The sequence below is a fragment of the Citrobacter sp. Cb023 genome (genome assembly GCF_030336805.1).
GTDB lineage: Bacteria > Pseudomonadota > Gammaproteobacteria > Enterobacterales > Enterobacteriaceae > Citrobacter > Citrobacter braakii.
In genome coordinates this window covers 122,883-136,088 of sequence record NZ_JAOWCV010000032.1, presented here as the reverse complement: position 1 = coordinate 136,088, position 13,206 = coordinate 122,883, and the positions used below count along the sequence as shown (strand labels likewise).

Sequence of the window (13,206 nt, the reverse complement as noted above, 5' to 3'; positions counted from 1 at the left end):
TTGCGGTCGCTGTGTGGATGCCTGCCTGGCAAGAGCTTATTTTCAGGGGTATTTTGTAACATGGTAGAAAAGCAAACTGCGAAAAGGAATCGTCGCGAAGAAATACTTCAGTCTCTGGCACTGATGCTTGAGTCCAGCGATGGTAGCCAACGCATCACGACAGCTAAACTGGCGGCCTCTGTGGGCGTTTCCGAAGCGGCCTTGTATCGCCATTTTCCCAGCAAGACCCGCATGTTCGATAGCCTGATTGAGTTTATCGAAGATAGTCTGATTACCCGTATCAATCTGATTTTGAAAGATGAAAAGGACACTAACGCGCGATTGCGTCTGATCGTACTGCTGATTTTAGGGTTCGGTGAACGTAATCCTGGCCTGACGCGAATTCTGACCGGACACGCGTTGATGTTCGAGCAAGACCGTCTGCAAGGCCGTATTAACCAGCTTTTTGAGCGAATTGAGGCGCAGTTACGCCAGGTTCTGCGAGAAAAAAGAATGCGTGAAGGTGAAGGCTACACCGTGGATGAAACGCTGCTGGCCAGCCAGTTACTGGCTTTCTGCGAAGGTATGCTGTCCCGGTTTGTACGTAGCGAATTTAAATACCGTCCAACGGATGATTTCGACATCCGCTGGCCGTTGGTTGCCGCTCAATTGCAGTAACACCGTTGTTGGATGGCGACCTCGCCTATTTTGCCTACGAACCCCGCGGTGCGTAGGCTGGATAAGCGCAGCGCCATCCGGCAGTTCTTATACGCCGTACGCTTCGCGATACGCCCGTACTGCGGCCAGATGTTCTGCCATTTCTGGTTTTTCTTCCAGATACGCAATCAGATCTTTCAGGGTAATGATAGAAATCACCTTGCAGCCATAATCGCGTTCCACTTCCTGAATCGCTGAAATCTCGCCGCGACCGCGTTCCTGACGATCGAGAGAAATCAGTACCCCCGCCAGCGTGGCACCGTTAGCCTGAATAATTTCCATCGACTCACGAATAGCCGTACCTGCGGTGATAACATCATCCACCAGCATTACACGCCCCTCAAGTGCGCTACCTACCAGATTACCGCCTTCACCGTGGGTCTTCGCCTCTTTACGGTTAAAGCAGTACGGCAAATCTTTATCGTGGTGTTCCGCCAGCGCAACAGCCGTGGTGGTCGCAATCGGGATACCTTTGTAGGCCGGACCAAACAGCAAATCGAACTCAATACCGGAATCCATCAGCGCTTCGGCATAAAAACGGCCTAACAGAGCCAGGCAGCGCCCGGTATTAAACAGCCCGGCGTTGAAGAAATAGGGGCTTTTACGCCCGGATTTCAGCGTAAACTCGCCAAACTTTAGTACCTGCTTGCTAAGCGCAAACTCAATAAACTGGCGCTGATACGGTTTCATGGATTCGCTCCTCATCTCACTTTATTACAGACAAAAAAAAGGCGACTCATCAGTCGCCTTTAAAATCAATTTTCTAACGCCGCCTTCTGCGTCGTTACAATGGATTCGATTCCCCCTCGGGCTAACGCCAGTAGGGTGAGAAGTTCTTCATGGCTGAACGGCTCGCCTTCTGCCGTGCCCTGCACCTCTATAATGCGTCCGTCTTCAGTCATCACCACGTTCATGTCGGTTTCTGCGGCAGAGTCTTCAACATATTCGAGGTCACAGAGCGCCTCACCGTTCACAATGCCCACGGAAACCGCGGCGACCATCCCTTTCATCGGGTTAGTTTTCAGTTTACCGCTCGCTACCAGCTTGTTCAGCGCATCAGCCAACGCCACACATGCGCCGGTAATTGATGCAGTGCGCGTACCGCCATCTGCCTGAATAACATCGCAGTCCAGCGTAATAGTGAATTCACCGAGCGTCTTCAGATCAACCGCGGCGCGCAGCGCACGAGCGATCAGACGCTGGATTTCCATGGTACGACCGCCCTGCTTACCTTTCGCCGCTTCTCGGGCGTTACGGGTGTGCGTGGCGCGTGGCAGCATTCCATATTCTGCGGTGATCCAGCCCTGGCCCTGACCTTTCAGAAAACGCGGTACGCCTTCATCAATAGAGGCGGTACACAGCACTTTGGTATCACCAAATTCGACCAGCACGGAGCCTTCAGCGTGTTTTGTATAATTACGGGTCAGGGTGACGGGACGCACCTGGTTGGCACTACGACCTGCTGGACGCATGATAAAATCTCCGGCTTGAAACGAATGTGGCTGCGCATTATACGGACTTCCGACTGTTATTCCTATCCTGACAAGACGTGGATGGCTATAATCCTCCCATCTCATCTTTAAAAACAGGAACGTCTATGATCCGCAGCATGACCGCCTACGCCCGGCGTGAAATCAAGGGTGAATGGGGTAGCGCTACCTGGGAAATGCGCTCGGTAAACCAGCGTTATCTGGAAACTTATTTTCGCCTGCCGGAACAGTTCCGTAGTCTTGAACCCGTTGTTCGCGAACGCATACGCACGCGTCTGACGCGCGGTAAAGTCGAGTGTACGCTGCGTTTTGAGCCTGATGCCAGCGCCCAGGGCGAGCTGATTCTAAATGAAAAGCTCGCTAAACAGCTCGTTAGCGCTGCTAACTGGGTCAAAATGCAGAGTGATGAAGGTGAAATTAACCCAGTTGATATCCTGCGCTGGCCAGGCGTAATGGCTGCCCAGGAGCAAGATCTGGACGCCATTGCCGCCGAGATCCTCGCCGCGCTTGACGGTACGCTGGATGACTTCATCGTCGCGCGTGAAACCGAAGGTCAGGCGCTGAAAGCGCTGATCGAGCAGCGTCTGGAAGGCGTCAGCACTGAAGTCGCTAAAGTGCGTGCACATATGCCGGAAATTCTGCAATGGCAGCGTGAGCGTCTGGTAGCCAAACTGGAAGACGCCCAGGTGCAACTGGAGAATAACCGCCTTGAGCAAGAACTGGTGCTGATGGCGCAGCGCATCGATGTAGCAGAAGAGTTAGATCGTCTGGAAGCCCACGTCAAAGAAACCTACAACATTCTGAAGAAAAAAGAGGCTGTTGGCCGTCGTCTGGACTTCATGATGCAGGAATTCAACCGTGAGTCGAACACTCTTGCATCCAAGTCTATCAATGCCGAGGTGACTAATTCCGCAATTGAACTGAAGGTATTGATCGAGCAAATGCGCGAGCAAATTCAGAATATCGAGTAAACTCCATTCCACGTAGCCCCCCCATAAACGGCGGGGCTACGTGTTTTTCCCAACACTTCGGTTGTGACCCATCCAGTTCGAATTATATTTTCTCATCATTTATTGTCACCATTCATAAAGTAAAGCCCATGCCATAACGCATTTACAGAAAACTCACATTAGCTGTAGTTATTAAAATCACTTCACCTTAGAAAATCTCAATCGTGACAATGCGCACAAATCGTTAACCTTAGCCCCAGCAAATCAGGGGGAATACATGCTGTTACACGTTTTATATTTAATTGGTATTACTGCCGAAGCCATGACCGGTGCGCTTGCGGCTGGGCGTCGCCGTATGGATACATTTGGCGTCATTATCATTGCCACCGCAACGGCCATTGGCGGCGGCTCGGTACGCGACATTCTTCTCGGCCACTATCCGCTCGGCTGGGTAAAGCACCCTGAATACGTTATTATCGTGGCGACCGCTGCGGTACTCACCACCATTATTGCCCCCGTCATGCCCTATCTGCGTAAAATATTCCTCGTCCTGGATGCGCTGGGCCTGGTGGTCTTTTCTATTATTGGCGCCCAGGTGGCACTGGATATGGGTCATGGACCGATTATTGCCGTGGTCGCTGCGGTCACTACCGGGGTCTTTGGTGGTGTATTACGTGACATGTTCTGCAAACGCATCCCGTTAGTATTCCAGAAAGAACTGTATGCCGGCGTTTCATTTGCCGCTGCTGTGCTGTATATCGTGCTGCAACATTATGTCTCCAGCCACGATGTGGTGGTGATCTCTACCCTGCTCTTCGGCTTTACGGCCCGACTACTGGCCCTGCGCCTGAAGTTGGGGCTGCCGGTATTTTACTATCGCCATGAAGGCCATTAAGGCATAAAGCCCGTGATCCGCTGAGCAGCTAACCAGTTGCTCAGCGCTGTGATCTCTTTATCCTCCAGCCACTGAATAACCTGTCGTGCCCGTCGCTCTCCCATGAAAGGAAATTGCCGCCAGCTTTGTTCACTGCGATCCCGTAACTGCTGCCACGAACCATCCCGACTGGCATTCAACGTTGCCTGTGTTAACGGTATTCCCATGGCAATCACCCAGCGCGTAAATGGAAGATGGCGTGACAGATTGAACTGATGCCACAGCTTTCCCCCTTTGTTCACGCCAAATGTGGACTGTAGCTGCTCCTGTGTTAATCCAAGCCAGGAAAAGATATGTTCAAAGCGATACGTCTGATGTAGCTCCCGCCATCCCGCCTCGCCCATACCCTCCAGCCCTAACACATCTTTGGCCCCCAGCCAGACGAGCCTGGCAACAAACTGTTCCTGACACTCCGCTGTGGCATAAAAACAAGTTAGTGAATTGAAGCGCCCCTCAGGTGGCGCTGGCTTATTACGCTGGGTGCTGCGCCAGACCACCTCATCTATACGGGGAATCCCCTGTCCAGCCAGACTTATCAGAATCTGATCGCCAGGCGCAATATCCCATTCATTCCAGCGCCGTACTGAGCCAATATTGACGCGCTGCACCCGCTTATCATCCAGCATGACGGGGACCAGCAATGCAACCACCGCAATTTTCCCACTTTTGCCAACGGAGAACTGGATACCCGTCACCTCAGATACCCTGGCCACGGGAGGATATTTCCACGCAGCCAGCCAGTCTCCCTGTCCGGGTAGCCAGTATTGCGCCCGCGGTTCTTTTCCCGTTCGCACCACCACACCATCCGTCACAAAAGGTAATGCTGAAGTCCACCACCCGGCGCGCGCCTGCTCGACGTCATCCGCACTCTTCACGGCCTGAGTATATCGTTGCGTGAAACTGAACCCGGCAGCAGTGAGTTGCTCAAGTCTTTCCGACATGGCAACTGGACCATCAGGCCAGGCCCAGATAAAAATAGCCAGCGAGCGTAACATTTCCGGGTTGCTCTGGCGCATCATCATTCCAGCAACCTTTGAGCGGGCGTTCATTCCCCCTCTCTGCTGCTGAATATGCCCTTGTTGCTGCAAAAATATCTCCCCCTGCAACGTACTGTTAGAAAGCAGCCCGCTGGTAGTACGTGGAACGGAAGGGATCTGAAGAACCTTTTGCGTCCAGTCTTCGCCTTTCAGACCGTTACCACGGCTAATCGCCCGTATCAGATTGCCATTGCGATAAACCAGCGTGACCGCCACGCCATCCACCTTCGGCTGCACCCAGAGATCGCTACGAGCATGCATCCATTGTTGTAGCGCTTGCTTATCGGCAAGTTTTCGAACTCCCGTGTGGGGAACGGTGTGCGAGACGGTTCCACTTATTGGGGGCGCAGATAGATCTGATGGGGCTTCATCGCCAAAACAGCGCTGCCACTGGATGAGCTGCGCATTGAGCTGGTCATAAACGGCGTCGTCTACGACACTTTCCCCTTGTTTCCAGTAACTGTCATTCCACTGTGTTATCTGCTGCTGTAGTCGTGAAATTTCCTCTTGTGCCCTGGCAGGCGACCAGACGGGGCATACCGCCCATGAGGGTAGATACCACATTAGCAAAACCAGCCCTATGCATTTCCATAATCCCATGCTATCTCCGCTGAACAGTACGTTTCCCGGCAGATATAACGCGAATTAAAATGGAAACAGAGCGGCAAAAACTCATCCTGCGCGCAACGTTCCTGACATTTGCACGAATTGCTGCAAATCGCGGATAAAACAGGAAACTGGTACGCAAAACGCAATAAACATGCGCAAAAAGTGTGACAAGGGCTACGTCACATAGCGGCTACGTGTATAATAAGCCCGTATGTAGGCTCTCTTTCGACAATCACATACATTAAGATACTCATGGCTCAAGGCACGCTTTATATTGTTTCTGCCCCCAGTGGCGCGGGTAAATCCAGCCTGATTCAGGCTTTATTAAAGACCCAACCGTTGTATGACACCCAGGTTTCTGTTTCGCACACCACGCGCGCACCGCGCCCGGGGGAAGTGCACGGTGAACACTATTTTTTTGTGAACCATGACGAATTCAGAACCATGATTGGCAGAGACGCGTTCCTGGAACACGCTGAGGTTTTCGGTAATTACTACGGCACCTCGCGTGAGGCCATTGAGCAAGTGTTAGCATCCGGCGTAGACGTCTTTTTAGATATCGACTGGCAAGGTGCGCAGCAGATTCGTCAAAAAATGCCGCATGCGCGCAGTATTTTTATTTTGCCGCCATCTAAGATTGAGCTGGATCGCCGTCTTCGTGGCCGCGGTCAGGATAGCGAAGACGTGATCGCAAAACGTATGGCGCAAGCTGTTGCAGAAATGAGCCATTACGCCGAATATGATTATCTTATTGTGAATGATGATTTCGATACCGCCTTGGGCGATTTGAAAACTATCATTCGCGCCGAACGTCTGCGCATGAGCCGCCAAAAGCAGCGTCATGACGCTTTAATCAGCAAACTGTTGGCAGACTGAACCCACATTCAGTATCATGCCCAGTCATTTCTTCACCTGTGGAGCATTTTAAGTATGGCACGCGTAACTGTTCAGGACGCTGTAGAGAAAATTGGTAACCGTTTTGACCTGGTACTGGTCGCCGCGCGTCGCGCTCGTCAGATGCAGGTAGGCGGAAAGGATCCGCTCGTACCGGAAGAAAACGATAAAACTACCGTTATCGCGCTGCGCGAAATCGAAGAAGGTCTGATCAACAACCAGATCCTCGACGTGCGTGAGCGCCAGGAACAGCAAGAGCAGGAAGCCGCTGAATTACAAGCCGTTACCGCTATTGCTGAAGGTCGTCGTTAATCACAAAGCGGGTCGCCCTTGTATCTGTTTGAAAGCCTGAATCAACTGATTCAAAACTACCTGCCTGAAGACCAGATTAAGCGTCTTCGGCAGGCGTATCTCGTTGCACGTGACGCTCACGAGGGCCAGACACGTTCAAGCGGTGAACCCTATATCACGCACCCGGTAGCGGTAGCCTGCATTCTGGCCGAGATGAAACTCGACTATGAAACGCTGATGGCTGCGCTGCTGCATGACGTGATTGAAGATACCCCTGCCACCTACCAGGACATGGAACAGCTTTTTGGTAAAAGCGTTGCTGAACTGGTAGAAGGGGTGTCGAAACTTGATAAGCTTAAGTTTCGCGATAAGAAAGAGGCGCAAGCCGAAAACTTTCGCAAGATGATTATGGCGATGGTGCAGGATATCCGCGTCATTCTCATCAAACTCGCTGACCGTACCCACAACATGCGCACGCTGGGCTCATTACGCCCGGACAAGCGTCGCCGCATCGCCCGTGAAACCCTCGAAATCTATAGTCCGCTGGCACACCGTTTAGGTATTCATCACATTAAAACCGAGCTGGAAGAGCTGGGTTTTGAAGCGCTGTACCCGAACCGCTATCGCGTGATTAAAGAAGTGGTTAAAGCCGCTCGTGGCAACCGCAAAGAGATGATCCAAAAAATCCTCTCGGAAATCGAAGGGCGTTTACAGGAGGCAGGCATTCCGTGTCGCGTAAGTGGCCGCGAGAAGCACCTGTACTCTATTTACTGCAAAATGGTGCTCAAAGAGCAGCGTTTTCACTCCATCATGGATATCTACGCTTTTCGCGTTATCGTTCATGATTCCGATACCTGTTATCGCGTACTCGGCCAGATGCACAGCCTGTACAAACCTCGTCCTGGTCGCGTGAAAGACTATATCGCCATTCCGAAAGCGAACGGATATCAGTCTTTGCACACCTCAATGATCGGCCCTCACGGCGTCCCGGTTGAAGTACAGATTCGTACCGAAGACATGGACCAGATGGCAGAAATGGGTGTAGCAGCGCACTGGGCTTACAAAGAGCACGGCGGCGAAAGCAGCACCACCGCACAAATCCGCGCTCAACGCTGGATGCAAAGCCTGCTGGAACTGCAGCAGAGCGCCGGTAGCTCGTTTGAATTTATTGAAAGCGTCAAATCTGATCTCTTCCCGGATGAGATTTATGTTTTCACACCGGAAGGGCGCATTGTCGAACTGCCTGCCGGTGCAACGCCTGTCGACTTCGCCTACGCCGTGCATACCGATATCGGTCACGCCTGCGTCGGCGCACGCGTCGACAGACAACCTTACCCACTTTCGCAGCCGCTCTTTAGCGGACAGACCGTTGAGATTATTACCGCTCCGGGCGCCCGTCCGAATGCAGCGTGGCTCAACTTCGTCGTCAGTTCGAAAGCGCGCGCCAAAATTCGCCAACTGCTGAAAAACCTCAAGCGCGATGATTCCGTCAGTCTGGGTCGTCGACTGCTCAACCATGCCTTAGGCGGTAGCCGTAAACTGGCTGAGATCCCGCCAGAGAGCATCCAGCGTGAGCTTGAGCGCATGAAGCTCGCCACGCTTGACGATCTGCTCGCGGAAATCGGTCTGGGTAACGCCATGAGCGTGGTGGTAGCGAAAAACCTCCAGCAGGGCGAAGCAACGGCAAACGTGCCAGCGCAATCTGGCCACGGTCATCTGCCGATCAAAGGCGCAGATGGCGTGCTGATCACCTTCGCGAAATGCTGTCGTCCGATTCCTGGCGATCCAATCATTGCCCACGTCAGTCCGGGTAAAGGTCTGGTGATTCACCATGAATCCTGCCGTAACATTCGTGGCTATCAAAAAGAGCCAGAGAAGTTTATGGCGGTGGAATGGGATAAAGAGACAGAGCAGGAGTTCATCACCGAGATTAAGGTGGATATGTTTAACCACCAGGGTGCTCTGGCAAACCTGACGGCGGCAATCAACACGACCACCTCCAACATTCAAAGTCTGAATACGGAAGAGAAAGATGGCCGCGTCTATAGCGCCTTTATTCGCCTGACCGCTCGCGATCGCGTGCACCTGGCGAATATCATGCGCAAAATCCGCGTCATGCCAGACGTGATAAAAGTCACCCGTAACCGTAACTAGAACACGTTTTATGAATACTCAACGTTATGCACGTATTTGCGAGATGCTCGCACGTCGTCAGCCCGATCTGACCGTCTGCATGGAGCAGGTCCACAAACCTCATAACGTTTCTGCAATCATTCGTACTGCAGACGCGGTCGGCGTGCATGAAGTCCACGCCGTCTGGCCTGGTAGCCGTATGCGCACCATGGCCTCTTCTGCCGCAGGCAGCAACAGTTGGGTTCAGGTGAAGACTCACCGCACTATTGGCGATGCTGTCACACATTTAAAAAGCCAGGGTATGCAGGTTCTGGCAACACATCTGTCAGATAAAGCCGTGGATTTTCGCGAGATTGATTACACGCGCCCCACCTGCATCCTGATGGGCCAGGAGAAAACCGGCATCACTCAGGAAGCGTTGGATCTGGCGGATCAGGACATCATCATTCCCATGACTGGCATGGTGCAGTCGCTGAACGTTTCGGTCGCCTCCGCGCTGATTCTGTACGAAGCACAGCGCCAGCGGCAAAACGCCGGCATGTACCGACGAGAAAACAGCATGCTGGCGCAAGATGAGCAGCAGCGTTTGCTGTTTGAAGGCGGTTATCCGGTGCTGGCGAATGTCGCTAAGCGCAAAGGTCTTCCCTACCCCCACGTAAACACGCAGGGCGAAATTGAAGCCGATGCAACGTGGTGGGCCACTATGCAATCTGCGAGATAAACGCGATGAAAGGCCGTTTACTGGATGCCATCCCACTCAATTCTCTGACCGGCGTTGGCGCAGCGCAAAGCAGTAAACTGGCGAAAATTGGCCTGCACACCGTGCAGGACCTTCTGCTCCACCTCCCTCTGCGTTACGAAGACCGCACGCACCTGTACCCGATTGGCGAACTGCTGCCGGGCGTTTACGCCACCGTAGAAGGCGAAGTGCTGAACTGCAATATCACCTTCGGCGGACGCCGGATGATGACCTGTCAGATCAGTGATGGCTCCGGCATTCTCACCATGCGCTTTTTCAACTTCAGCGCCGCAATGAAAAATAGTCTCGCCACCGGTCGCCGGGTGCTGGCCTATGGCGAAGCCAAACGCGGAAAATACGGCGCAGAGATGATCCACCCGGAGTATCGCGTGCAGGGCGATCTCAGCACGCCGGAATTGCAGGAAACGCTCACACCGGTGTATCCAACCACCGAAGGCGTGAAGCAGGCCACGCTGCGCAAACTGACCGATCAAGCGCTGGACCTGCTCGATACCTGCGCTATTGCCGAACTGCTGCCGCCAGAGTTGTTGCAAGGTATGATGAGCCTGCCAGAAGCTCTGCGCACATTGCACCGTCCACCGCCGTCACTGCAGTTGAGCGATCTGGAAACCGGTCAGCATCCAGCACAGCGACGTCTGATTCTGGAAGAATTGCTGGCGCATAACCTCAGCATGCTGGCACTACGCGCCGGGGCGCAACGTTTCCACGCCCAGCCGCTGATCGCAAACAACGCGCTGAAAGATAAGCTGCTGGCGGCTCTACCGTTTAAACCCACCGGCGCCCAGGCCCGCGTTACCGCTGAGATCGAACGCGATATGGCACTGGATGTCCCCATGATGCGTCTGGTGCAGGGCGATGTCGGCTCCGGCAAAACGCTGGTTGCGGCGCTGGCCGCCCTACGTGCCATCGCACATGGTAAGCAAGTTGCACTGATGGCCCCTACCGAATTGCTGGCTGAACAGCACGCCAATAACTTCCGCAACTGGTTCGCGCCACTGGGTATTGAAGTTGGCTGGCTGGCAGGTAAACAGAAAGGCAAAGCGCGCCAGGCACAGCAGGAAGCTATCGCCAGCGGTGAGGTGCAGATGATTGTCGGCACGCACGCAATTTTCCAGGAACAGGTGCAGTTCAACGGACTGGCACTGGTTATCATCGACGAACAGCACCGTTTTGGCGTACATCAGCGCCTGGCGCTGTGGGGGAAAGGTCAGCAGCAGGGTTTCCATCCACACCAGCTAATCATGACCGCCACCCCAATCCCGCGCACGCTGGCAATGACCGCCTATGCCGATCTCGACACGTCGGTCATTGACGAACTCCCTCCGGGGCGTACGCCGGTCACCACGGTGGCGATTCCGGATACCCGCCGCAGCGATATTATTGACCGCGTGCGCAACGCTTGTACCCATGAAGGGCGCCAGGCGTACTGGGTCTGCACGCTGATTGAAGAGTCTGATTTGTTAGAAGCTCAGGCGGCTGAAGCCACGTGGGAAGAGCTTAAACTGGTGCTGCCAGAGCTGAATATTGGCCTGGTACACGGCCGTATGAAGCCCGCAGAGAAGCAGTCGGTAATGGCGGCCTTTAAGCAGGGCGAATTGCAGCTGCTGGTTGCCACCACGGTGATTGAAGTGGGCGTAGACGTACCTAACGCCAGCCTGATGATTATTGAAAACCCGGAGCGCTTGGGCCTGGCGCAGTTGCACCAGCTACGTGGTCGCGTAGGTCGTGGCGCGGTGGCCTCCCACTGCGTCCTGCTCTACAAATCGCCGCTGTCAAAAACCGCGCAAAAACGCCTGCAAGTTCTGCGCGACAGCAACGACGGATTCGTGATCGCGCAAAAAGATTTAGAGATCCGCGGGCCCGGCGAGCTGTTGGGTACGCGCCAGACCGGAACGGCAGAATTCAAAGTCGCAGATTTGCTGCGCGATCAGGCGATTATCCCGGAAGTTCAGCGCATTGCCCGTCATATTCACGAACGTTACCCGCAACAGGCTGTGGCGCTGATTGAACGCTGGATGCCGGAAACCGAGCGCTACTCCAACGCATAGTCGATTCATAGCGGCGGCGGATGTGACTCCGCCGCACAGACATTATTGCGCAAAAATCGGCAGCAGCAGATACAGCTTAATCACCAGCGCATTGACGATATCGATAAAGAACGCCCCCACCATCGGCACCACCAGAAACGCCATATGGGATGGTCCAAAACGTTCTGTAATTGCCTGCATGTTGGCAATCGCCGTGGGTGTCGCACCGAGGCCAAAACCGCAGTGTCCGGCTGCCAGCACGGCGGCATCGTAGTTCTTACCCATCATGCGCCAGGTGACGAATATCGCGTACAGCGCCATGAAAATGGTCTGCACAACCAGGATTGCCAGCATCGGCAGGGCCAGAGAAGCCAGCTCCCACAGCTTCAGACTCATTAGCGCCATCGCCAGGAACAGCGACAGGCTAACGTTACCCAACACCGAAACCGCGCGCTCGAACACCCGATAAAAACCCATTAACGCCAGGCCGTTACTGAGGATCACCCCAACAAACAGCACGCAGACGAAAGTCGGCAGTTCCAGCACCGTTCCGACCAACATTTGTGCAACGATTTTACCCACCGTCAGACAGATGGCGATCAGCGCAATGGTTTCAATCAGCACCAGCGAAGTGATTATGCGTCCGACATCCGGCTTTTCAAATGCGGTAGGCACAGCCTGATCGTCCGGCATGCCGTCTGGCGTGGTAGAGTGTTTGACCAGATAGCGGGCCACCGGGCCGCCAATCAATCCGCCCAGCACCAGGCCAAACGTTGCGCAAGCCATCGCCACTTCAGTCGCATTAGCGAAACCATAGCGCTCAATAAACAGTTTGCTCCATGCGGCCCCGGTTCCATGCCCACCAGAGAGGGTTATCGAACCGGCGATCAGCCCCATCAGCGGATCCAGACCCAGCAGAGTCGCCATACCAATACCGATGGCGTTTTGCATCAGCAGCAGGCCAACAACCACAATCAGAAAGATACCCACCACGCGGCCACCCGCGCGCAGGCTAGCGATATTGGCGTTCAGGCCGATAGTGGCGAAGAATGCCAGCATCAGCGGATCGCGCAGGGTCATGTCGAAGTTCACTTCCCAACCCATGCTTTTTTTCAGCACCAACAGCGCAATCGCCACCAGCAATCCGCCAGCTACAGGTTCGGGAATGGTGTATTTTTTCAGGAAGGAAACAGACTGGACGAGCTTACGTCCCAGCAGCAACACAAGGGTTGCCGCAACCAGCGTTGATAACGTATCGAGATAAAACATTTACAACTCCATTAGTGCGTTTAGCACAATCACGCACGATGCATTCCAGACCGATTTTTAGCTCTTATTGAGTTTTCGGTGTGGATTTTAAGCAGAAAATCATGAAATGTTATATA

At 53.8% G+C, this 13,206-nt stretch carries 12 protein-coding genes; 8 read left to right on the top strand and 4 right to left on the bottom strand.

The features are described from left to right. The first annotated feature begins 60 nt into the window (after positions 1 to 60). Positions 61 to 657 carry a nucleoid occlusion factor SlmA gene (slmA, locus tag OGW44_RS07105; RefSeq protein ID WP_016154989.1) on the top strand — a complete coding sequence of 199 codons (597 nt, stop codon included), beginning with the start codon at positions 61 to 63 and terminating at the stop codon, positions 655 to 657. Positions 658 to 744: 87 nt separating this feature from the next. Here the strand turns inward: slmA and pyrE are convergent, their stop codons facing one another. Beyond that, positions 745 to 1,386 carry an orotate phosphoribosyltransferase gene (pyrE, locus tag OGW44_RS07100; protein WP_016157763.1) on the bottom strand — a complete coding sequence of 214 codons (642 nt, stop codon included), beginning with the start codon at positions 1,384 to 1,386 and terminating at the stop codon, positions 745 to 747. A gap of 65 nt (positions 1,387 to 1,451) precedes the next feature. Then, complete coding sequence (gene rph / locus OGW44_RS07095) at positions 1,452 to 2,168, bottom strand: ribonuclease PH (protein WP_016154991.1); 717 nt, start codon at positions 2,166 to 2,168, stop codon at positions 1,452 to 1,454. A gap of 125 nt (positions 2,169 to 2,293) precedes the next feature. On the opposite strand from rph, the gene OGW44_RS07090 reads away from it, so the two are divergent. Further along, entirely contained in the window at positions 2,294 to 3,157 is an 864-nt protein-coding gene (locus OGW44_RS07090; RefSeq protein ID WP_019078038.1) for a YicC/YloC family endoribonuclease, read from the top strand. 256 nt (positions 3,158 to 3,413) lie between these two features. Beyond that, on the top strand, positions 3,414 to 4,031 hold the full coding sequence (locus OGW44_RS07085) for a trimeric intracellular cation channel family protein (protein ID WP_003024049.1): 618 nt from the start codon (positions 3,414 to 3,416) through the stop codon (positions 4,029 to 4,031). Here the strand turns inward: OGW44_RS07085 and ligB are convergent. Continuing rightward, complete coding sequence (gene ligB / locus OGW44_RS07080) at positions 4,028 to 5,707, bottom strand: NAD-dependent DNA ligase LigB (protein WP_185654906.1); 1,680 nt, start codon at positions 5,705 to 5,707, stop codon at positions 4,028 to 4,030. The two genes, OGW44_RS07085 and ligB, sit on opposite strands and share 4 nt — an antisense overlap. A 261-nt stretch (positions 5,708 to 5,968) precedes the next feature. On the opposite strand from ligB, the gene gmk reads away from it, so the two are divergent. Genes gmk through recG form a run of 5 tightly spaced genes read left to right on the top strand, consistent with a single transcriptional unit; the run spans position 5,969 to position 11,842 of the window. Next, a complete protein-coding gene (gmk, locus tag OGW44_RS07075; RefSeq protein WP_016155006.1) occupies positions 5,969 to 6,592 on the top strand; it encodes a guanylate kinase in 624 nt (207 codons plus the stop codon). 54 nt (positions 6,593 to 6,646) lie between these two features. Further along, positions 6,647 to 6,922: a DNA-directed RNA polymerase subunit omega gene (gene rpoZ / locus OGW44_RS07070; RefSeq protein WP_000135058.1), complete on the top strand. Its 276-nt coding sequence runs from the start codon at positions 6,647 to 6,649 to the stop codon at positions 6,920 to 6,922. Positions 6,923 to 6,940: 18 nt separating this feature from the next. After that, entirely contained in the window at positions 6,941 to 9,055 is a 2,115-nt protein-coding gene (gene spoT / locus OGW44_RS07065) for a bifunctional GTP diphosphokinase/guanosine-3',5'-bis pyrophosphate 3'-pyrophosphohydrolase (protein ID WP_003024038.1), read from the top strand. Positions 9,056 to 9,065: 10 nt separating this feature from the next. After that, positions 9,066 to 9,755, top strand: coding sequence for a tRNA (guanosine(18)-2'-O)-methyltransferase TrmH (trmH, locus tag OGW44_RS07060; protein ID WP_016155007.1), 690 nt, complete (start codon positions 9,066 to 9,068; stop codon positions 9,753 to 9,755). Positions 9,756 to 9,760: 5 nt separating this feature from the next. Next, positions 9,761 to 11,842 carry an ATP-dependent DNA helicase RecG gene (gene recG, locus OGW44_RS07055; protein ID WP_185654905.1) on the top strand — a complete coding sequence of 694 codons (2,082 nt, stop codon included), beginning with the start codon at positions 9,761 to 9,763 and terminating at the stop codon, positions 11,840 to 11,842. A 42-nt stretch (positions 11,843 to 11,884) separates the two neighbouring features. On the opposite strand, the gene gltS is transcribed toward recG, so the two are convergent. Further along, positions 11,885 to 13,090, bottom strand: a complete 1,206-nt coding sequence (gene gltS / locus OGW44_RS07050) for a sodium/glutamate symporter (protein WP_016155009.1) — start codon at positions 13,088 to 13,090, stop codon at positions 11,885 to 11,887. Positions 13,091 to 13,206: the final 116 nt, after the last annotated feature.

Bases quoted from the DNA above. Each gene is read 5' to 3' on its own strand.
- ligB (WP_185654906.1), bottom strand. From the start codon at position 5,707: ATGGGATTATGGAAATGCATAGGGCTGGTTTTGCTAATGTGGTATCTA.
- gltS (WP_016155009.1), bottom strand. From the start codon at position 13,090: ATGTTTTATCTCGATACGTTATCAACGCTGGTTGCGGCAACCCTTGTG.
- OGW44_RS07090 (WP_019078038.1), top strand. From the start codon at position 2,294: ATGATCCGCAGCATGACCGCCTACGCCCGGCGTGAAATCAAGGGTGAA.
- rpoZ (WP_000135058.1), top strand. From the start codon at position 6,647: ATGGCACGCGTAACTGTTCAGGACGCTGTAGAGAAAATTGGTAACCGT.
- slmA (WP_016154989.1), top strand. From the start codon at position 61: ATGGTAGAAAAGCAAACTGCGAAAAGGAATCGTCGCGAAGAAATACTT.
- rph (WP_016154991.1), bottom strand. From the start codon at position 2,168: ATGCGTCCAGCAGGTCGTAGTGCCAACCAGGTGCGTCCCGTCACCCTG.
- trmH (WP_016155007.1), top strand. From the start codon at position 9,066: ATGAATACTCAACGTTATGCACGTATTTGCGAGATGCTCGCACGTCGT.
- gmk (WP_016155006.1), top strand. From the start codon at position 5,969: ATGGCTCAAGGCACGCTTTATATTGTTTCTGCCCCCAGTGGCGCGGGT.
- pyrE (WP_016157763.1), bottom strand. From the start codon at position 1,386: ATGAAACCGTATCAGCGCCAGTTTATTGAGTTTGCGCTTAGCAAGCAG.
- recG (WP_185654905.1), top strand. From the start codon at position 9,761: ATGAAAGGCCGTTTACTGGATGCCATCCCACTCAATTCTCTGACCGGC.
- OGW44_RS07085 (WP_003024049.1), top strand. From the start codon at position 3,414: ATGCTGTTACACGTTTTATATTTAATTGGTATTACTGCCGAAGCCATG.